The organism is Mycobacterium sp. NGS63 (assembly GCF_059812295.1).
Window position 1 is genome coordinate 135,400 of sequence record NZ_JCALCJ010000001.1, and the last position, 19,919, is coordinate 155,318.

A 19,919-nucleotide genomic window follows, 5' to 3' on the forward strand; every position below is an offset into this window, starting at 1 on the left:
ATGTCTGAGGAACAGAAGAAGCCAGTGAATTCCAGCCAGGGCAACCAGACCGGGACCGCGCGGGTCAAGCGCGGCATGGCCGAGATGCTCAAGGGCGGCGTCATCATGGACGTCGTCACCCCCGAGCAGGCCCGCATCGCCGAGGGGGCCGGCGCCGTCGCGGTGATGGCGCTGGAGCGGGTGCCCGCCGACATCCGCGCGCAGGGCGGGGTGTCGCGGATGAGCGACCCCGACATGATCGAGGGCATCATCTCCGCGGTGACCATCCCGGTCATGGCCAAGGCGCGCATCGGGCACTTCGTCGAGGCGCAGATCCTGCAGAGCCTCGGGGTGGACTACGTCGACGAGTCGGAGGTGCTGACCCCCGCCGACTACACCCACCACATCGACAAGTGGAAGTTCACCGTGCCGTTCGTCTGCGGCGCCACCAACCTCGGCGAGGCGTTGCGGCGCATCAGCGAGGGCGCCGCCATGATCCGCTCCAAGGGCGAGGCCGGCACCGGTGACGTCTCCAACGCCACCACCCACATGCGGGCCATCGGCGGCGAGATCCGCCGGCTGACGTCGCTGTCCGAGGACGAATTGTACGTGGCCGCAAAGGATTTGCAGGCGCCCTACGAGCTCGTCGTCGAGGTGGCCCGGGCGGGCAAGCTGCCGGTCACGCTGTTCACCGCCGGCGGCATCGCCACCCCCGCGGACGCGGCGATGATGATGCAGCTCGGCGCCGAGGGCGTGTTCGTCGGCTCGGGCATCTTCAAGTCCGGCGCGCCTGAGCACCGCGCCGCCGCGATCGTCAAGGCCACCACGTTCTACGACGACCCCGACGTGCTGGCCAAGGTGTCGCGGGGCCTGGGCGAGCCGATGGTGGGCATCAACGTCGAGCAGATCGCGCAGCCCCACCGGCTGGCCGAACGCGGCTGGTAAAAACAGCCCGTGGCGATCGAAGAGATCCTCGATCTCGAGCAGCTCGAGGTCAACATCTACCGCGGTCGGGTGTTCAGCCCGGATTCGGGATATTTCCAGCGCACGTTCGGCGGTCACGTGGCCGGGCAGTCGCTCGTCTCGGCGGTGCGCACCGTCGATCCGCGCTACCAGGTGCACTCGCTGCACGGCTATTTCCTGCGGCCCGGCGACGCCAACGAGCCCACGGTGTTCATCGTCGAGCGCACCCGCGACGGCGGGTCGTTCGCCACCCGGCGCGTCAACGCCATCCAGCACGGCGAAATCATCTTTTCCATGGGGGCGTCCTTCCAGACCGACCAGGAGGGCATCCACCACCAGGACGTCATGCCGGCCGCCCCGCCGCCGGACGGACTGCCCGGCCTGGACTCGATCAAGGTGTTCGACGACGCCGGGTTCAAGCAGTTCGAGGAGTGGGACGTCTGCATCGTGCCCCGCGAAAAGCTGCACCTGTCGCCGGTCAAGGCCTCCCAGCAGCAGGTGTGGTTCCGCCACCGCGAACCGCTGCCCGACGACCCGGTGCTGCACATCTGCGCGCTGGCCTACATGAGCGACCTGACGCTGCTGGGATCGGCGCAGGTCAACCACCTCGACGTGCGCCAGCACCTGCAGGTGGCGTCGCTGGACCACGCGATGTGGTTCATGCGGGCGTTCCGGGCCGACGAGTGGCTGCTCTACGACCAGTCCTCGCCGTCGGCCAGCGGCGGGCGCTCGCTGTGCCAGGGCAAGATCTTCACCCAGTCGGGGGAGATGGTCGCGGCCGTCATGCAGGAGGGGCTGACCCGCTTCCAGCGGGGATATCAGCAGTGAGCTCCCCGAAGATCGGGGTCCTGGCGCTGCAGGGCGACACCCGTGAGCACCTGGCGGCGCTGCGCGAAGCCGGGGCCGAGTCGATGCCGGTGCGCCGCCGCGCCGAGCTGGACGCCGTCGACGGGCTGGTCATCCCCGGCGGCGAGTCCACCACGATGAGCCACCTGCTGTCCGACCTGGAGCTGCTCGAGCCGCTGCGCGCGCGGCTGGCCGAGGGGCTGCCGGCCTACGGGGCGTGCGCCGGCATGATCCTGCTGGCCAGCGAGATCCTCGACGCCGGCGCCCGGGGGCGGCAGGCGCTGCCGTTGCGTGCGATCGATATGACGGTGCGGCGCAACGCTTTTGGGCGCCAGGTCGATTCGTTCGAGGGCGACATCGAATTCGCGGATCTCGACGAGCCGGTGCGCGCGGTGTTCATCCGCGCCCCGTGGGTGGAGCGGACCGGCGACGGCGTGCGGGTGCTGGCCCGGGCGGCCGGGCACGTCGTCGCGGTGCGGCAGGGCCCCATGCTGGCGACGGCGTTTCACCCCGAGGTGACCGGCGATCGGCGCATCCACCACCTGTTCGTCGACATCGTCACCGGCCGGGCCTGAGCATTGCGCCTCACCCTGGCGTTGAATGTGAATCCTGGGCGTTGAAAGTGAAGCCTGGGCGGCGAAATCGCCGAGACAACGCCATAGCTTCACACCCAAAGCCATAGCTTCACACTCAGTCCCGCTTGCACCCGCTCGCGTCCGCGCGGTGTGGTGTCAAGAGCGGGCATGATGTGCGCATGGCCGACATCGTGCGGGGCGGGCTGGGGCGCGTCGCCAAGCTGGCGAGCTTTCCCGCGGGGGTGGCCGGGCGCGCCGCACTGGGCGTCGGCAAGCGGATGACCGGCAAGTCCAAGGACGAGGTCAACGCGGAACTGCTGGAGAAGGCCGCCGACGAGCTGTTCCAGGTGCTGGGCGAGCTCAAGGGCGGCGCGATGAAGGTCGGCCAGGCGCTGTCGGTGATGGAGGCCGCCATCCCGCCGCAATTCGCCGACCCGTTCCGCGACGCCCTGGTCAAGCTGCAAACCGAGGCGCCGCCGCTGCCGGCGGCCAAGGTGCACCGGGTGCTCGACGCGCAGCTCGGCACGAAATGGCGCGAACGCTTCGAGTCCTTCGACGACACCCCCGTCGCCTCCGCGAGCATCGGACAGGTTCACCAAGCCACCTGGAAAGACGGGCGTGAGGTCGCGGTCAAGGTCCAGTACCCGGGCGCCGACGAGGCGCTGCGCGCGGATCTGAAGTTGATCAAGCGGTTCTCCTGGGTGGCCAAGCAGGTCGTGCCGCGGGCGGACGTGGACCGGCTCGTGTCCGAAGTCAGCGAGCGCATCGAAGCGGAGCTGGACTACCGCCGGGAGGCCGAATATCAGCGCGCCTTCGCGAAAGCTTTTGCCGGTGATGAGAAGTTCGCCGTTCCCGCGGTGGTCGCCAGCGCGCCGAAGGTCATCATCTCGGAGTGGATGGCGGGGCGGCGCCTGTCGGCGATCATCGCCGGGGGCGCCCCGGATGAACGAGATGCGGTGTGCGCCTTGCTCCTTGAGTTCGCACTGAGCTCGCCGGCACGGGTCGGGCTGGTGCACGCCGACCCCCATCCCGGCAATTTCATGGTGCTGGCGGACGGGCGTCTGGGGGTCATCGATTTCGGCGCCGTCGCCGAGCATCCCGGCGGGGTGCCCGCCGAGTTCGGCGAACTGCTGTGCTGGGCGCGCGACGAACGGTGGGACGAAGCGATCCGGTTGCTGAAGAAGCTCGGGTTCATGCCGGCCGGCTACGAGTTGACCGCCGAGCAACTCATCGAGTACCTCGGGCCGCTGTGGGCGTACATCGACCCGCTGCGCGCCGGGGAGTTCCATTTCACCCGCGAGTGGTTCCAGAAATCGGCCCTGGTCACCAGCGATCCCCTCGCGGAGGGCTTCGGGGACCGGTTCAAACTGGCCCGCCAGATGACCATCCCACCCGGTTACGTCATGTTGCTGCGCACGCTCGGCGGCCTGCTCGGCGTCGCCGTGCAGCTCGACGCGCATGTGGCGTACGCCACGCTGATCGAGCGGTGGGTGCCGGGATTTTTCGAACCCGGGGCGACCCCCACGTAGACTCGTCTGGCGAACTCGAGGAGCAACAGAAGAGGTAATACCTGATGAGCGGCCATTCCAAGTGGGCCACCACCAAGCACAAGAAGGCCGTCATCGACGCCCGCCGCGGCAAGAACTTCGCCCGTCTGATCAAGAACGTCGAGGTCGCGGCCCGCGTCGGCGGCGGTGACCCGGCCGGCAACCCCACCCTCTACGACGCCATCCAGAAGGCGAAGAAGAACTCGGTGCCCAACGACAACATCGAGCGGGCCCGCAAGCGCGGCGCCGGCGAGGAGGCCGGCGGCGCCGACTACCAGAGCATCACCTACGAGGGCTACGGCCCCAACGGCGTGGCGGTGCTCGTCGAGTGCCTGACCGACAACCGCAACCGCGCCGCCAGCGAGGTGCGGGTGGCGATGACACGCAACGGCGGCACCATGGCCGACCCCGGCTCGGTGGCGTATCTTTTCTCGCGCAAGGGCGTCGTGACGCTGGAGAAGAACGGCCTGACCGAGGACGACGTGCTGACCGCGGTGCTGGAGGCCGGGGCCGAGGACGTCACCGACCTCGGCGACAGCTTCGAGATCATCTCCGAACCCGGCGACCTGGTCGCCGTGCGCACCGCGCTGCAGGACGCCGGCATCGACTACGACTCCGCCGAGGCGGGCTTCCAGCCGTCGGTGACCGTCCTTCTGGACGCCGACGGCGCCCAGAAGGTGATGCGGCTCGTCGACGCGTTGGAAGACAGCGACGACGTCCAGGACGTCTACACCAACGCCGACATCCCCGACGAGATCCTCGCCCAGATCGAGGAGTGAGTGGCCCTTCGGGCTATCCAGTGTGAATCGTCGGCTTTCAGTGTGAGCCTAGGGCGCGATCTCGGCGCAATTCTCGCCCTCAGCGCACACTCGAATCCCTGAGTTCACACTCAGTGGCGGTACGCGTGGAGCGCCGCGTAGCCGGCGGCTACTTCGCCGCGTCCCGCACATACTCGGCCAGGCCGAGAGTGTCGGTCAGTGTCAGCCAGTCGGCCGCCGAGACCGTATAGGCGGGCGGGTCGTTGGTCACGGGAACGCGGGCGCCCCAGGAAAAGCGTTGTGTGAGCCCGCTGAAGTCGCGGCATCCGAGGGTCAGTGGCTGCGCGCCGGGGACGGACACGGCGATGGCGGGCATCGTCGAAAAGTGCTCGCCGAGGGCGTCGGAGGCGACGTTCTGGGCCGACGGGATCCAATGGCCGCCGCCGAGCCGGTAGGTGGCCGGCGTCGCGGTCACCTGCGACAGCGGGGCCGAGGCCACCGCCGCGTTGCTGGTCGCGTCGAGCACCCGGATCGTGCCGTCATCGATGTCGACGAACAGTTGCGGTTCCGAGAGTGACTGCGTCAGCCGTTGCTTCTTGAGCAACGCAAACGACCCCATCCGCTGGATCAACAGCGGGTTGGGGAACAACACACACCGACTCGATTCCGTCGTGGCCGCCGACCTGCGCCAGCGACCGGACAGCGACAGCAGCTCGTCGAAGTCCGACTGCGGCAGCCACGCGTCGACGAGCGGGGCGGGCGGCGCGTCGAGCGGTGTCGCCGGGCTGATGCGGCAGCCTCGCCCGCCCAGCAGGAAGCGGCGACGGCCGCGCCGCAGGTGCAGCGCCAGTCCACTTCCCGACCAGAGGCCCAGCTGTGCGTCGGCGAAGGAATAGACATCGCCGCGCCGCCCATCGACGGTCAGCCCCTCGCCGGTGACGCCGATGACGTACCTCCGCCGCCACCGCCACAGCATGTTGGCGCCGATCGCCAGCCCCATCAGCAGCAACAGCGCCGGCCAGCCGTACGCGAGCGCGCGTCCGGGGACATGGACGGGCAGGTGGACGCCGAACGTCGGTCCGGCCAGCAACAGCACGAACAGCACGATGATCACCCAGAAGACGATCTGCACGTATACCGTGCCGCGCTTTCCGGTCAGCGCCGCCCATCGGGGTGAGTAGATCGAGCAGGACGCCACGAACTGGCGCGACACAACCGATTGATCGTTGGCGCTCATTGGGGCTTTATCCGTGGAAGCCCGGGTCGTAATGCGGCGGCACGGGACACCAACCCGGGCCGCAATTGACCCCGGAGGGATTGTCGGGCGGCGGATTATCGCCGTCCCAGGTGTGCGAGCTTTGTAGCGTCTGCTGCCCGTTCAGCGCGATCCGGGCGACGTTGCCCCACCCGTCGGCCACGATGTACCAGGTGTGGCACACGTTCATGTCCCAGACGTAGTTCTGGGCGACACCGCGCGACGAATTCGGCCCGCTCGGCCACTCCATGGACTGTCCCGGACACCACGTGAACGGGCCCTTGTTGGCGTGGGCGGTGCCCGGGGCGGCAACCGCGAGGCCCCCCGCCAGCAGGGCTCCGGCGGTGACGCGCAGCATCTTTCGGGTGGCGTTCATGCGTGCCTCGCTTCCCCGACGACGGGCGGTTCGGAGCGCTCACGCGAAGTATGCGCCGCCGGGCGGCCGCGTTAAATCAGGAATTTTCCCCATTTCGGCGCGCGCCCGTTAGTCGTAGCCGTGCCGCATGTCGTCGACGACGCGGGGATTGTCCAGGGTCGAGGGCTCGAGCGGGCGGGGCCCGATGTCGCCGGCGAACACGGTGGCCGCGTCCAGCACCTTCTGGTTGAGGAATCGCAGTGGAGGCGCGTCGGCGGGCATCCTCGGCACCGGTGCCGTCCCGGCGTGCTGAGCCAAGGCGAAGCCCCAGTCGCCGAACGTGGGCACGTGCACGTGATACGGCGTCACCGCGTAGCCGGCGGCGCGGATCGTCGACACCGTGCGCCAGAACGCCGTCGGCGTCGAAAACGGGCTGCCCGCCTGCACCACCATCAGCCCGCCGGGCGCCAGCGCGCGGGCGGCCAGCGCGTAGAACTCGGTCGAATACAGCCGGCCCAGCACGGGTGTGTCGGGATCGGGCAGGTCGACGATGACCGCGTCGAACCTGTCAGGCCCGCCGCGCAGCCAGCCCATCGCGTCGCCGATCACGACCTTGACGCGCGGGTTGTCCAGCGAACCGCCGTTGGCCTCGCGCATGGTGGTGCGCGCCAGCTCGATCACGGCGGGGTCGAGCTCCACCTGCACGATCCGCTGAATCCCCGGCTGGCGCAACAACTCTCGGGCAGCCAGGCCGTCGCCACCGCCGAGCACCAGCACCGAACGCGCGCCGTTCCCGAGCGCGGGGTAGACCAGGCTTTCGGTGTAGCGGTATTCGTCGCGGGTGGAGAACTGCAGTCCGCCGTCGAGGTACAGCCGCATGTCGTTGCCGCGCCGGGTGACCACGATCTCCTGGTAGGGCGTGTGCCGGTAGGCGATGATCGGATCGGCGTAAAGCCTTTGGCGGCTTGTGGTTTCGATGTCGGCCGAGCGCAGCAGCAGGGTGGCGAGCAGCCCCAGCGCCGCGGTCAGCGCGCACAGCGCCGTCGCCAGCTGCCGCGGGGAAACGACCGGGCGCAGCACGAAGACCGCCACGACCCCGGCGGCCGCCAGGTTGATGATGCCGGTGGCGGCCGCCCCGCGGATCATCCCCAGGTGCGGCAGCAGCAAAAACGGCCACACCAGGCCGCCCAGCAGCGCACCCAGGTAGTCGGCGGCGTTGAGGTTGGCCAGCGTGCGCCCGCTCTCGGCGGGGCCCGCGACGCGGCCGCGCTGCAGCAGGGTCATCAGCAGCGGCACCTCGGCGCCGACCAGCCCGCCGATCAACGCCGTGCCGACCGCCAGCACCCACGTCGAGCCGACCGACCCGTCGAGGAAGGCGAACACCACGTACAGCGCCGCCGCCGACAGCCCGCCCACGATGCCCAGCAGCGCCTCGATGGCGACGAAGGCGATCGCCGCGTGCGCCAGCAGCGGCTTGACCAGCAGCGCGCCCGCGCCCAGCGCCGCGATGTAGCCGGCGACGATCAGCGACGTCGCGACGATGCCCCCGCCGTTGAGGCTGGCCGACAGCGTCAGCAGCGCCAGCTCGTAGATGATGCCGCAGGCCGCGCAGGCCGCCACCGCCGCCAGCAGCACGGCGCGCCAGCGCCCCGGGGCGCTCATGACACCGCCGCGGCGGTCACTCCTCCCACGGCCAGCAGGATCAGCGCCACCGCGAAGGACCCCGGATGCAGCTGCGGTTCGTCGACGTGCTCGTGGAAACTGCCCGGGATCAGCAGGTGCATCGCCAGCAGCGCTACCCCCAGAAGGATCACGCCCATCAACCCGTACACCGCCACGCCGACGAGCCCCTGGCCCAGCTGGCTGTAGCTGTTGGCGATGGCGGTGATGATGACGACGGTCAGCGCGATGTACATCGCGCCCGCGACAATCACGGCGTTGGGCCGGCGGTCGATGAACACCAGCTGGCGCAGCTTGCCCGGGGTCAGCACGTCGACGACGTAGAACCCCACGAGAAGCACGGCCATGCCGACGGCGAAGTACAGGATCGTGGCGACGGCGCCCTTCAACACCGGGTTGAGGTCGATGGTTCCGATCTCGACGGCGAGGTACATGGTTGTCTCCTTTGCTTCCAAACTATTTGGTGCCGCCGGGGCCACCGGGCGAGCCGCCGGCGCCGCCCGACGGGGATCCGGGGAAGAACCCGGGGCCGAGGAAGATGAACGCGCCGTGGCTGTAGCCGGCGCTCAGCGGCTCGACGCGGATGCTGCACGGTTGGCCACCGTCGGGGCCGACGATCACGATGTCGTTGCTGTAGCGCAGGTATTCGCTGTTGCCGTTGGCGGCGCGCGCGCTGGGCTCCTGGTAGTCGGCGAGCGTGTCGGCGACCTGCTCGGGTGACCCGCTGCAGGCGTAGCGCGTGCCGTTCACGTCGCGGGCGTACTCGTGGTAATGGCCCGCGACGTACGACGCAATGTTCTTCTGCAGCAACGTGAGTCCGAAGATCAGCGACACGACGGCGGCGACGGCCAGCGCCCCCGAGATCAGGAACAGGCGATTGCGGCTCACGGGCGCCACCGGCTGGCCGTGTGGACCACCACGCCGCCCGACCCCAACGGCCGGCGCGGATACAGGTGCCAGGTCTGCCATCGCCAGCCCGCGCCGTCGGCTTCGGCGGCCAGGGCGGTCAGGGCGGCGTCATCGCCGGGGAACGTGCCCCCGAGCCAGCCCGGCACGCGGGCGCACCGGTCGCGAAGCTCGCCCGCCAGGCGGCGGAAGCCGGCCTCGTCGAGGGTTTCGGTGCGCGATCGCAGGCGGTAGCCCGGCGCGTCGGTGTGGTCGGGCAGGTCCATCCCCTGAGCGCGGGCGGTGCACGAAACCTGTTCGGAGAAACGGCCTTTCGCGTGTTCGACGGCGACGACGTGCGAGGCGCCCAGCACCCCGAGCAACAGCGCGCCGCCGTTCGGGTGACGCAGCGAGATGGTGGCCAGCGGCGCCGGGGCGGGCGCGTTGAGCGCGAGCCCCAGCCGTTCGCCGGACACGTCCGCCGGCGTCACCGCGAGCTGATGAAGGGGCACCGGCGGGCGCTTACGGGGAGGACGGCGGGGGAGCCGGGTAGACGGTGAGTTCGCCGGCCAGCACGGGCTTGCCCGTCGAGACCTCCCAGGGCGTGTCGGGGGCCCACCGCTCGAACGAGAGCAGGGCGCTCTCGTCGGCGTTGGCGCAGTCGATGAACTCCATCTCGCCGCCGGCCGGCAGCCCGGTGGTGCCCTCGGTGGTGTAGGAGGCGCGGCCGCGCTCGGACTCGTGAAACGTCACGCCGTCGACGACGTACGGGCCGCCGGGCTGCAGCGCGACGTCCTTGCGCCGCACCCACATCGCGAGCTCCAGGCGCCCGTCGTCCTCCTCGACGCTGAACCAGACCGGCTGGTCGCCGCCTTCCAGCAGGTGCTCCCACCACACGAACGGGCCCTCGCGGTATGTCGCCGACCCGCGAACCACGTAGTCGATGCCGCCGTAGCTGACGATGGCGCCGGGACCCAGCTGGCGGGGCCCGAACTGGGGCATCGCGTTGAACGACAGCGGGTCCTGGCGCCCGCCCGGTGCGGCCGGTTTTTTGGGGCGCCGCAAAGCGATCACCAGCACCACGATCGACGCGATGAACAGCACCGCCGCCAGGACGACCAGGACCGATCCCACGTCACACCTTCCGTTGCCGCACTGCTCGAGCGAACGTGGGCTTTAAGTTAACAGCTTTTGCGGCCCCCGGCGCCGCGTGTCGTGGCGGGCGCCGTCGGTCCCTCCCGCTACGCTATCGAACAGCTGTTCGTACGAAGGAGCGGGCCATGCGCGTGATGGGCGTCGACCCCGGGCTGACGCGCTGCGGGCTGTCGGTGGTGGAAAGCGGGCGCGGCCGCAGCGTCGTGGCGCTCGACGTCGACGTGGTGCGCACCCCCTCCGACGCGCGGCTGCCCGACCGGCTGCTGGCCATCAGCGATGCCGTCGAGCACTGGCTGGCCACCCATCAACCGGACGTGGTGGCCGTCGAGAGGGTGTTCTCCCAGCACAACGTGACGACGGTGATGGGCACCGCGCAGGCCGGCGGCGTGGTCGCGCTGGCGGCGGCCCGCCGCGGCATCGACGTGCACTTCCACACCCCCAGCGAGGTGAAGGCCGCGGTCACCGGCAACGGGGCCGCCGACAAGGCGCAGGTCACCGCGATGGTCACCAGAATCCTTGGGCTGCAAGCCAAACCGACCCCGGCCGACGCGGCCGACGCGCTGGCGCTGGCCATCTGCCACTGCTGGCGGGCGCCTATGATCGCGCGGATGGCCGCCGCCGAAACACTTGCCGCCCAGCAGCGGCACGCCTACCGGGCCAAGTTGCAAGCCAAGCTGAAGGCCGCCCGATGATCGCCTCGGTGCGCGGCGAGGTGCTCGAGGTGGCGCTCGATCACGTGGTGATCGAGGCGGCCGGCGTCGGCTACCGGGTCAACGCGACGCCGTCGACGCTGGCGACGCTGCGCTGCGGGACCGAGGCCCGGCTGATCACCGCGATGATCGTGCGCGAGGATTCCCAGACGCTGTACGGGTTCTCGGACAACGAAACCCGCGACCTGTTCCTGACGCTGATGTCGGTGTCGGGGGTCGGGCCCCGGCTGGCGATGGCGACGCTGGCCGTGCACGACGCCGCGGCGCTGCGGCAGGCGCTGCACGACGGCGACGTCGCCGCCCTGACCCGGGTGCCCGGCATCGGCAAACGCGGCGCCGAACGGATGGTGCTGGAATTGCGCGACAAAGTCGGTGCGGTGGCCGCCGCCGGCGCGCCCGCCGAGCTCAACGGCCACGCGGTGCGAAACCCGGTGGTGGAGGCCCTGATTGGGCTCGGCTTCGCGGCCAAGCAGGCCGAGGAGGCCACCGACAAGGTGCTGGCCGACGAGCCCGAGGCCAGCCGGTCCGGCGCGCTGCGCGCGGCGCTGTCGATGCTGGGTAAGAAATGAGCGACGACGAGTTTGCCGACCGGGACGTCTCGCCCGCGCTGACCGTCGGCGAGGGCGACATCGACGTCAGCCTGCGGCCCCGCTCGCTGCGGGAGTTCATCGGCCAGCCGCGGGTGCGCGAGCAGCTGCAACTGGTCATCGAGGGGGCCAAAAACCGCGGCGGCACACCGGATCACATCCTGCTGTCCGGCCCGCCGGGACTGGGCAAGACGTCGCTGGCGATGATCATCGCCGCCGAGCTCGGCTCGTCGCTGCGGGTGACGTCGGGCCCCGCGCTGGAACGCGCCGGCGACCTGGCCGCGATGCTGTCCAACCTGGTCGAGCACGACGTGTTGTTCATCGACGAGATCCACCGCACCGCGCGGCCCGCCGAGGAGATGCTCTACCTGGCGATGGAGGACTTCCGCGTCGACGTGGTGGTCGGCAAGGGGCCCGGCGCGACGTCGATCCCGCTGGAGGTGGCGCCGTTCACCCTGGTCGGCGCGACCACCCGGTCCGGCGCGCTGACCGGCCCGCTGCGCGACCGGTTCGGGTTCACCGCGCACATGGACTTCTACGAACCCGCCGAACTGGAGCGGGTGCTGACGCGCTCGGCCGGGATCCTCGGCATCGAGCTGGGCGCCGAGGCCGGCGCCGAGATCGCGCGCCGCTCGCGCGGCACCCCGCGCATCGCCAACCGGCTGCTGCGCCGGGTCCGGGACTTCGCCGAGGTGCGCGCCGACGGCGTGATCACCCGCGACGTCGCCAAGTCCGCGCTGGCGGTCTACGACGTCGACGAGCTGGGCCTGGACCGGCTGGACCGGGCGGTGCTGTCGGCGCTGACCCGCGGCTTCGGCGGCGGGCCCGTCGGGGTGTCGACGCTGGCGGTCGCGGTCGGCGAGGAGGCCACCACCGTCGAGGAGGTGTGCGAACCGTTCCTGGTGCGCGCCGGCATGGTCGCGCGCACCCCGCGCGGCCGAGTGGCCACCGCGCAGGCCTGGACGCACCTCGGCCTGGTGCCGCCGGCCGGGGCGGTCGGCCTGGGCCAACCCGGGCTGTTCGACTAGCGGCCCGAGCGCGCCGAGACTGCGACCAGCGCGTCATTTCGGCGAAATTCGCGATCTGAGCGCAGGATCGACGGGCCCGGCGCTGTGGCCTGGGTTACAACACCGCCGATCGGGTATCCCCGCAGGTAGCTGAAACTACCTGTTGGAGGCGATTCTGATGACGAACACGGCCCCCGGTTACGACCACCCCCGCGCGCCGTACATGCCACGCTCCCGGGGCGCGGTGATCGGGCTGCTCCTGATCCTCTTGGGCGCTTGGGGTGCGTTGATCCCGTTCTTCGGGCCCAACATCGACTGGGCATATGCCGGTGACCCGGCCTGGACGTGGACCGCGCCGAAAGGCTGGCTAGAGGTGTTCCCCGGCGTCGTCGCCGCCGTCGGCGGCCTGCTGCTGCTCGTCTCCGGAAGCCGCGCCAAGGCCATGGTCGGCGGCTGGCTGGCGGTGCTGGCCGGCGCGTGGTTCGTGGTCGGCCGGGCGTTCGCGGCCACGCTGCACATCGGCGACGTCGGCCAGGCGTCGGCGGCGACGGACCTGAAGCGTGCCCTGCTCGAGGTCACCTACTTCACCGGCCTGGGCGCGCTGATCGTGTTCCTGGGCGGGGCCGCCCTGGCCCGCGTGGCGGTGCGGCACGCGCGCGACGTCGTCGTGACCGAACCCGCGCCCGTGACGGGCGTGCAACCCGCGGGCGTCCCGGCCGGGGAGCCGGCCCTGTACAACGAGTCGGCCGAGGCCGCGCCCCGCGAGCGCACCCGCGGCGGCCTGTTCCACCGGCGCGCCGGCGGCGGCCTGTTCGGTCGGCGCCATCACCACGCCGGCGTCTAGCGATCCTCGGTATCCTTCTCGCGGGGCCAGCGGGGCCACCAGCGAGGAGGGCCGATGATCGTCGCCGCAGGGTTGATCTTCACGGCGCTGGCGGTCTTGCTGCACGTCTACATCTTCACGATGGAGTCGTTCACCTGGACCTCGGACCGCACCCGCGCGGTCTTCGGCCTGAGCCCCGAGGAGGCCGAGACCACCAAGCTGCTCGCCTTCAACCAGGGCTTCTACAACCTGTTCCTGGCGATCATCGCCGGCCTCGGCATCCCGGCGGTCGCGATGGCGGACACGGCCGTCGGGGTCGCGCTGATCTTCGCCGGCCTCGGGTCCATGGTCGCCGCCGCCGCGGTGCTCTTGGTGTCCGCGCCCGACAAGGCGCGGGCGGCGCTGATCCAGGGCACCGTCCCGCTGATCGGCATCGTGCTACTGGCGCTCGGTCTGCCCAGGCATCACTGACACCAGGAGTCACAAATCCGCGTCGCTTCGGTGGCGCACCGGTTATATCCCCGCCGCCTCGGGTACCCACCCGGGGCCGGAAATGGCCGGTGCCTGAAAAGGGGGAAAAGAATGACACACGCAGACAGGGACCATCCGGGCGCGTTGACCATGCCGCGTTCGCGCGGAACGGTCAGCGGATTGATCCTGGTGCTCCTGGGCGTATGGGGCGCGTTGATTCCGTTCGTCGGCCCGCGTTTCAACTTCGCCTACACGCCCGACAAGGACTGGGCGTGGTCGTCGGCCCGCGGCTGGCTCGAGGTGCTTCCGGGGGCCGCCACCGTGATCGGCGGGCTCCTGCTGATCCTCGCCGGCAATCGCATCGCCGCGATGCTGGGCGGCTGGCTGGCCGTGCTGGCCGGCGCGTGGTTCGTCGTCGGCGGCCAGGTCGCCCCCCTGCTGGGCATCGGATCCGCCGGCGACCCGATCGCCGCGACGGATCGCAAGCGCGCCGCCCTCGAGGTCTCCTACTTCTCCGGCCTCGGCGCGCTGATCGTCTTCGTCGGCGGCATCGTCCTGGCCCGCACGGCGGTCCGGCTGGCCCGCGACGTGGAACCCCTGAGCTACGCCGAACCCGCGCAGGCCCCGGCCCCGGACGCGACCGGCGAACCGGCCTACGCGTCCGGGCTGGAGGAACCCCATCAAGAACCGGAGGTGTCCTCGGCCGCGCTGACCAAGCCGCGGCTCGACCCCTCCGAGCCCAAACGACGCTGGCGCCGGCAGCAGGCCGGCACCGGGTCGAAGGGCGAGGCGTACTTGCGCTGGCCCCACCCTCAGGGCTGAGTCAGAGCAGTCCGAGCAACTGCAGGTCGGTGACGTACTTGACGATCACCGGCGCGGAGACATGCGGAATGTCTTTGTCCGGGCCGATTTTCGCCTCCTGCACCGCCGCGCGGAACCGGTCGGTCGGCGCGATCGAGCCGCGGACCGGCTGCTCGGGCTTCTGGTAGTTGTGCAGCAGGGGGAGTAGCGAGTACTGGCGCTGCCGCTCCGGCAGGGCCCGCATCGATCCCTCGAACCGCCGCAGCCATTCGCCGTAGTCGGCGACGCGCTGGATCGGGTAACCCGCGTCGACGAGCCAGTCGACGTACTCGTCCAGGCCGATCCCGTCGTCATACGGGTTCATCACGTGGTAGGTCTCAAAGCCGTCGGTGATCCCCAGCGTGGCGATCGCCGCGGCGATGAACTCGACCGGAAGCCCGTCGTAGTGCGCGCGCTGCCGGTTGCCGTCGGCGTCCAGCTCGTAGAACGAGCCGGGCGCGACGCCCGTGGCGACCAGGCTCAGCATCAGCCGGGTGAACATGTCCGGCAGGTTGAGCTGTCCCGCGTAGGTGGTGTCGGCCAGGATCATGTCGCAGCGGAACACCGACACGGGCAGGCCGCACAGGTCGTGGGCCTCGCGCAGCAGCACCTCGCCGGCCCACTTGCTGTTGCCGTAGCCGTTGGCGTAGTTGTCGTTGACCGACCGCGTCGCGCTGATCTGCCGGATGTCGGCGTCCTCGACGAAGGTGCCGGGCTTGATCTGGTCGCCCACCCCGATCGTCGAGACGTAGACGTACGGCTTCTGCTTGGTGGTGAGCGCGATCCGGATCAGCTCGGCGGTGCCCAGCGCGTTCGGGCCGAACAGCTCGCTGTAGGGCAGCACGTGGTTCACCAGGGCGGCCGGGTCGACGATCAGGTCGACGGTGTCGGCAAGCCGCTGCCAGGTCGGGGCGTCCAGGCCGAGGTTGGCCTCGCCCTTGTCGCCGGCCAGCACCTCGAGGTGGTCGGCGGCCAGTTGCTGGTAGTGCGCCAACAGTGTGGGATCGCCGCTGTCGAACGTCCGGTCCAGCCGGGCGCGGGCCTCCTCGTCCGAGCGGGCGCGCACCAGCGCGATCACCTTGCCGTCGACGAGGTCCATCCGCTCGAGCCACTCCAGCGCCAGGTAGCGGCCCAGGAATCCGGTCGCCCCGGTCAGCAGCACGGTCCGCACCTCCGACGTGGGCTTCGGCAGCTCGGGCGCGGCGGCCAGCGTCGACGCCTCCAGGAACTTGTCCAGCGTCAGGTCGCTGGCGTGCACCTCGTCGGCGTCGCGGCCGTGCACCGAGGCGAAGCTGGGCCGCTTGGTGCCCTTGCGCTCACCCTCGATGTACTCGGCGATGGCGGCCAGGTCGTTGGCCGGGCTGACGATGACGCCCACCGGCACGTCGACGTCGAAGATCTCGCGCAGCAGGTTGCCGAATGTCAACGCGGACAACGAGTCTCCGCCGAGGTCGGTGAAGTGCGCGTCCGGCGACAGGTCGGAGGCCGCGCTGCCCAGCAGCGCACCGGCGGCCCGGCTGACGGTCTGCAGCACCGGCGCGTCGGCGCCGCTCTGACGCAGCGTGCGCAGCTCGTTGGCCTGACCCTCGGCCAGCTCGGCGTAGAGCGCTTCCAGCCGCTCGCCGTAGTGCTGCTTCAGCTTCGGCCACGCCAGCTTGCGGATGCCGGTCAGCAGGCCGTTCTCCAGGGTGAACGGCGTGGTCTCGATGATGAAGTCGCGCGGCACCTCGTAGGACTGCAGCCCGGCCTCCCTGGCGACGTTCTGCAGTGAGTCGGCGATCGCCTGCTTCGACGCGTTCTCGTCGGCCGGCACGATCACGGCCAGCAGGTAGGGATGCGCGCTGTTGCCGTAGATGTAGATCTGCCGCACCAGCGGGCTGTTGCCGAACACCGCCTCGAGCTTCGCGACGGTGACGAACTCGCCCTGCGCGAGCTTGAGCACGTTGTTGCGGCGGTCGACGTACACCAGCCGGTCGGGGCCGACCTCGGCGACGACGTCGCCGGTGCGGTAGTAGCCGTCGGGGTCGAAGACGTCGGCGGTGACCTCGGGCCGCTTGTAGTAGCCCGGGAACATGTTCTCGGTCTTGAGCAGCAACTCGCCGCGCGGGTGCGGCCGGTCGGTGGAGAAGTAGCCGAGGTCCGGGACGTCGACCAGCTTGTAGTCGACGACCGGCGGGCGCTGCACCTCGCCGTCGAACAGGACCATGCCCGCCTCGGTGGACCCATAACCGTCCATCAGGTGCATCTCGAGCAGGGATTCCACCCAAACCTTGAGCTCCGGGGAGATGGGCGCCGAGCCCGTCATCGCGAAGATGAACCGGCCGCCCAGCAGGTACTCCCGCTGCTCGGCCAGCACCTCGGCCGCGTCGCGGCCGCTTTCGATCTGACGCTGGTACTCGCCGTACAGCGTCTCCCAGATCCGCGGCACGAAGTTCAGCTCGGTCGGCCGCACCAGCTCGAGGTCCTCGAGCAGCGTCGAAAGGTCGCTGCGGGCCGCGAAGTAGGCGGTGCCGCCGTTGCCGAGGGTGCCGAAGAGGATGCCGCGCCCCATGACGTGGCTCATCGGCATGAAGTTGAGGGTGATCGACGCGGCGCTCTCGCCGAACCAGTTGCGGGCTGACCGGCGCCACATCTTGGCGACGTTGCTCTGCGGGTACATCGCGCCCTTGGGGGCGCCGGTGCTGCCCGAGGTGTAGATCAGCAGCGCCAGCGGGTCGTCGGACTCGGGCGCGACGGCCGGCGCGGCGGGCAGGTCCTTGCCGCGCGCGATCACGTCAGCCAGCGTCTCGACCGCGACGTCGGTGCCGGAGAGGGCGGCCACGGCGGCTTCGAGGGCCTCGCGCTCGTCGTCGACCTCGGGGTGGTAGTCGAAGACGACGAGTTTGACGGGCCGGGGCCCGGCGAGGATCAGCTCGACGGCGTCGGGCAGCTGGTTGACGCTGGAAGCGACCACGCGCGGCTCGGTCTCGGCCACGATGGGCCGCAGCTGGGTGACCGCCGCGCTGGTCTGCAGCGGCACCGACACGGCGCCGATCGTGCCGAGCGCGACGTCGATGGTGGTGTAGTCGACGCTGTTGAAGCCCAGCACGCACACCCGGTCGCCGGCGCGGACCGGCTCGTGCGCCAGGGCGCGCGCCAGCGCGTCGATCCGGTCGCCGAGCTCGCGGTAGGTGATGGTCTCGTAGCGGGGGAGCAGCTCGGCCGAGGTGCGCCCGGTCTGGGGGTCCTTGACGAATTCGACGGCGCGCTGGCCCAGGGCCGGCCGGTCGGCGTAACCCTCGAGCACGGTCCGGATCACCTGCGGCAGTTGCAGGCCCGGCGCTTCGAGGGCCGCGACGACCGTCGGGCTCGGGGCGGCGGCGGCGAACTGCGGGTCGGTGGCGGTGAGTTCTTCGATGCGGCGCTCCAGCCGCGGGTCAACAGTGGCTTTCGACATAACAGTGCCTCTTAATAACGAAGAGAAAGAATCTGATTGCGCGACGCTGCGCTGACCCCTAGAACGTTAGCGAAACTAACGGTATTCCTCAATGACGCGCCGGCGGCGAGTCGTTGTGAGATCGACCACCGGGGTCCAAGGCAGGGGCGCAATTGGCGCAGCGCCCGTCGCCGAGCGTGCCGTGAGGGCGAAAAATCGGCGAAAAATTGGCCAAAATCCGCCCTGAGAGCACGTTCGGCGCGGCCCGCCGCTTGTGCGACAGCACCCACGGTCAGAGCTCGGCGAGCAACCCCGTCAGCACGTCGACGCCCTCGACGAGCAGCTCGTCGCTGATGGTCAGCGGGGGCAGCAGCCGGATGATGTTGCCGAACATGCCGCACGTCAACACGATGACCCCGGCGGCGTGGGCGGCCCGGGACAGCGCCTCGGTCAGCTCGGCGTCCGGGTCGGCCGTCCCGCTCTTGACCAGCTCGATGGCGATCATGGCGCCGCGGCCGCGCACGTCGCCGACCCGGTCGTCGGCGGCCTGCAGCCGGGTCAGCCGCTCGGTCAGCACCCGTTCGATCTGCCGCGCCCGCTCGATCAGGCCGTCGCTCTCGATGGTGGCGATGGTGGCCAGCGCCGCGGCGCACGCGACGGGGTTACCGCCGAAGGTGCCGCCCAGGCCGCCGACGTGGGGGGCGTCCATCATGTCGGCGCGGCCGGTGACCGCCGACAGCGGCAGCCCGTCGGCGATGCCCTTGGCGGTGCAGATCAGATCCGGCTCGAGACCCTCGTGTTCGCACGCGAACATCGCGCCGGTGCGCGCGAACCCGGTCTGCACCTCGTCGGCGACGAACACCACGCCGTTGCGGCGGCACCAGTCGAGCAGCGCGGGCAGGAAGCCTTCGGCCGGAACGATGAACCCGCCCTCGCCCTGGATCGGCTCGACGACGAGGGCGGCCAGGCTGTCGGCGCCGACCTGGCTCTCGATGACCCGAATGGCCCGCGCGGCGGCCTTCTCGCCGTCGGTGGCCAGCTCCTTGTCGACCAGGCCGTCGCGGTAGGGGTAGGACAGCGGCGCGCGGTAGACCTCCGGCGCGAACGGGCCGAAGCCGCTCTTGTAGGGCATCGACTTGGCGGTCAGCGCCATCGCCAGGTTGGTGCGCCCGTGGTAGGCGTGGTTGAACGCGACCACGGCGGGCTTGCGGGTGTAGGCGCGGGCGACCTTGACGGCGTTCTCGACCGCCTCGGCGCCGGAGTTGAACAGCACCGAGCGCTTCTCGCCGGAGCCGGGGGTGATCCGGTTGAGCTCCTCGGCGACGGCGACGTACTCCTCGTAGGGCGTCACCATGAAGCAGGTGTGGGTGAAGTCGTCGACCTGCGCGCGCACCGCGTCCACCACCCTGGGCGAGGAATTGCCGATCGTGGTGACGGCGATGCCGGACCCCAGGTCGATGAGCCGATTGCCGTCGACGTCCTCGACGATGCCGCCGCCGGCGCGCGCCACGAACACGGGCAGGGAGACGTTCACGCCGCCGGAGACCGCCCCGGCCCGGCGTTTGTCGAGTTCCAGCGATGTGGGACCGGGGATTTCGGTGACCAGCTGGCGACTCTGCTCGAGGCTGGCCACGACGTCCTCCTCACCGCGGCGCGCCTGTCACACCGCAGTTAAAAGCCTACTGGCCAGCGGGGCCGGTCGGTCGCGGCCTGCGGTGCTGGCACACTGGCCGCTATGGAGAGTTTGGTCTTGTTCTTGCCGTTCCTGCTCATCATGGGCGGCTTCATGTACTTCGCCTCGCGTCGCCAGCGGCGCGCGATGCAGGCGACCATCGACCTGCACGAGTCGCTGCGGCCCGGGGACCGGGTGCACACGACGTCGGGGATGGAGGGCACCATCGTCGCGATCACCGACGACAACGTCGAGCTGGAGATCGCGGACGGTGTGGTGACGACGTGGCTGAAGCTCGCCGTGCGCGACAAGATCCTGCCCGACGAGTACGTCGAGGACGACGGCGCCGACGACTTGGAAGAGTCCGAGGGACTCACCGACCCGGACCGACACTAG

Annotated in this window: 21 protein-coding genes; 12 read left to right on the forward strand and 9 right to left on the reverse strand. The window is 70.3% G+C overall.

The window, feature by feature from the left end:
• The 5 genes from pdxS (at position 1) to AC5Y4Z_RS00775 (ending at position 4,689) form a co-directional block, all read left to right on the forward strand.
• Complete coding sequence (gene pdxS, locus AC5Y4Z_RS00755; protein ID WP_499960309.1) at positions 1 to 924, forward strand: pyridoxal 5'-phosphate synthase lyase subunit PdxS; 924 nt, start codon at positions 1 to 3, stop codon at positions 922 to 924.
• A gap of 9 nt (positions 925 to 933) precedes the next feature.
• Positions 934 to 1,770 carry an acyl-CoA thioesterase II gene (gene tesB, locus AC5Y4Z_RS00760; RefSeq protein ID WP_499960310.1) on the forward strand — a complete coding sequence of 279 codons (837 nt, stop codon included), beginning with the start codon at positions 934 to 936 and terminating at the stop codon, positions 1,768 to 1,770.
• Positions 1,767 to 2,363, forward strand: coding sequence for a pyridoxal 5'-phosphate synthase glutaminase subunit PdxT (pdxT, locus tag AC5Y4Z_RS00765; RefSeq protein WP_499960311.1), 597 nt, complete (start codon positions 1,767 to 1,769; stop codon positions 2,361 to 2,363). The genes tesB and pdxT overlap by 4 nt, the downstream gene beginning before the upstream one ends.
• Before the next feature lie 179 nt (positions 2,364 to 2,542).
• Positions 2,543 to 3,892 (forward strand): ABC1 kinase family protein, encoded by a 1,350-nt coding sequence (locus AC5Y4Z_RS00770; RefSeq protein ID WP_499960313.1) that lies wholly within the window; start codon positions 2,543 to 2,545, stop codon positions 3,890 to 3,892.
• 44 nt (positions 3,893 to 3,936) lie between these two features.
• On the forward strand, positions 3,937 to 4,689 hold the full coding sequence (locus AC5Y4Z_RS00775) for a YebC/PmpR family DNA-binding transcriptional regulator (protein ID WP_499960314.1): 753 nt from the start codon (positions 3,937 to 3,939) through the stop codon (positions 4,687 to 4,689).
• Between the two features lie 148 nt (positions 4,690 to 4,837).
• On the opposite strand, the gene AC5Y4Z_RS00780 is transcribed toward AC5Y4Z_RS00775, so the two are convergent.
• The 7 genes from AC5Y4Z_RS00780 to AC5Y4Z_RS00810 all read right to left on the reverse strand — a co-directional run bounded on the left by AC5Y4Z_RS00780 (position 4,838) and on the right by AC5Y4Z_RS00810 (position 9,977).
• Positions 4,838 to 5,905, reverse strand: coding sequence for a hypothetical protein (locus AC5Y4Z_RS00780; protein WP_499960315.1), 1,068 nt, complete (start codon positions 5,903 to 5,905; stop codon positions 4,838 to 4,840).
• A gap of 7 nt (positions 5,906 to 5,912) precedes the next feature.
• Positions 5,913 to 6,299: a hypothetical protein gene (locus AC5Y4Z_RS00785; RefSeq protein ID WP_499960317.1), complete on the reverse strand. Its 387-nt coding sequence runs from the start codon at positions 6,297 to 6,299 to the stop codon at positions 5,913 to 5,915.
• Between the two features lie 108 nt (positions 6,300 to 6,407).
• Positions 6,408 to 7,940: a polyamine aminopropyltransferase gene (locus AC5Y4Z_RS00790; protein WP_499960318.1), complete on the reverse strand. Its 1,533-nt coding sequence runs from the start codon at positions 7,938 to 7,940 to the stop codon at positions 6,408 to 6,410.
• A complete protein-coding gene (locus AC5Y4Z_RS00795) occupies positions 7,937 to 8,392 on the reverse strand; it encodes a DUF350 domain-containing protein (protein ID WP_499960320.1) in 456 nt (151 codons plus the stop codon). The genes AC5Y4Z_RS00790 and AC5Y4Z_RS00795 overlap by 4 nt, the downstream gene beginning before the upstream one ends.
• A gap of 22 nt (positions 8,393 to 8,414) precedes the next feature.
• Positions 8,415 to 8,846, reverse strand: a complete 432-nt coding sequence (locus tag AC5Y4Z_RS00800; RefSeq protein ID WP_499960322.1) for a DUF4247 domain-containing protein — start codon at positions 8,844 to 8,846, stop codon at positions 8,415 to 8,417.
• Positions 8,843 to 9,355 (reverse strand): DUF2617 family protein, encoded by a 513-nt coding sequence (locus AC5Y4Z_RS00805; RefSeq protein WP_499960323.1) that lies wholly within the window; start codon positions 9,353 to 9,355, stop codon positions 8,843 to 8,845. Before AC5Y4Z_RS00805 ends, AC5Y4Z_RS00800 begins: the two co-directional genes overlap by 4 nt.
• A 10-nt stretch (positions 9,356 to 9,365) precedes the next feature.
• A complete protein-coding gene (locus tag AC5Y4Z_RS00810; protein WP_499960324.1) occupies positions 9,366 to 9,977 on the reverse strand; it encodes a DUF4178 domain-containing protein in 612 nt (203 codons plus the stop codon).
• Positions 9,978 to 10,123: 146 nt separating this feature from the next.
• Here AC5Y4Z_RS00810 and ruvC point away from each other — a divergent pair, with 146 nt between their 5' ends.
• The 6 genes from ruvC to AC5Y4Z_RS00840 all read left to right on the forward strand — a co-directional run bounded on the left by ruvC (position 10,124) and on the right by AC5Y4Z_RS00840 (position 14,418).
• Entirely contained in the window at positions 10,124 to 10,690 is a 567-nt protein-coding gene (gene ruvC, locus AC5Y4Z_RS00815; protein WP_499960325.1) for a crossover junction endodeoxyribonuclease RuvC, read from the forward strand.
• Positions 10,687 to 11,277 (forward strand): Holliday junction branch migration protein RuvA, encoded by a 591-nt coding sequence (gene ruvA / locus AC5Y4Z_RS00820; RefSeq protein WP_499960326.1) that lies wholly within the window; start codon positions 10,687 to 10,689, stop codon positions 11,275 to 11,277. The genes ruvC and ruvA overlap by 4 nt, the downstream gene beginning before the upstream one ends.
• Complete coding sequence (gene ruvB / locus AC5Y4Z_RS00825) at positions 11,274 to 12,323, forward strand: Holliday junction branch migration DNA helicase RuvB (protein ID WP_499960328.1); 1,050 nt, start codon at positions 11,274 to 11,276, stop codon at positions 12,321 to 12,323. Before ruvA ends, ruvB begins: the two co-directional genes overlap by 4 nt.
• Before the next feature lie 157 nt (positions 12,324 to 12,480).
• Positions 12,481 to 13,146 (forward strand): hypothetical protein, encoded by a 666-nt coding sequence (locus AC5Y4Z_RS00830; RefSeq protein ID WP_499960329.1) that lies wholly within the window; start codon positions 12,481 to 12,483, stop codon positions 13,144 to 13,146.
• Positions 13,147 to 13,200: 54 nt separating this feature from the next.
• Positions 13,201 to 13,596, forward strand: a complete 396-nt coding sequence (locus AC5Y4Z_RS00835; RefSeq protein ID WP_499960330.1) for a DUF1304 domain-containing protein — start codon at positions 13,201 to 13,203, stop codon at positions 13,594 to 13,596.
• Positions 13,597 to 13,707: 111 nt separating this feature from the next.
• The gene (locus AC5Y4Z_RS00840) at positions 13,708 to 14,418 is read left to right on the forward strand and encodes a hypothetical protein (RefSeq protein ID WP_499960332.1); all 711 of its coding nucleotides are present in this window, start codon (positions 13,708 to 13,710) and stop codon (positions 14,416 to 14,418) included.
• A 1-nt stretch (position 14,419) separates the two neighbouring features.
• Here the strand turns inward: AC5Y4Z_RS00840 and car are convergent, their stop codons facing one another.
• A complete protein-coding gene (gene car / locus AC5Y4Z_RS00845) occupies positions 14,420 to 17,872 on the reverse strand; it encodes a carboxylic acid reductase (protein ID WP_499960334.1) in 3,453 nt (1,150 codons plus the stop codon).
• A 271-nt stretch (positions 17,873 to 18,143) separates the two neighbouring features.
• Complete coding sequence (gene gabT / locus AC5Y4Z_RS00850) at positions 18,144 to 19,484, reverse strand: 4-aminobutyrate--2-oxoglutarate transaminase (protein ID WP_499960335.1); 1,341 nt, start codon at positions 19,482 to 19,484, stop codon at positions 18,144 to 18,146.
• Positions 19,485 to 19,586: 102 nt separating this feature from the next.
• On the opposite strand from gabT, the gene yajC reads away from it, so the two are divergent.
• On the forward strand, positions 19,587 to 19,919 hold the full coding sequence (gene yajC, locus AC5Y4Z_RS00855; protein ID WP_499960336.1) for a preprotein translocase subunit YajC: 333 nt from the start codon (positions 19,587 to 19,589) through the stop codon (positions 19,917 to 19,919).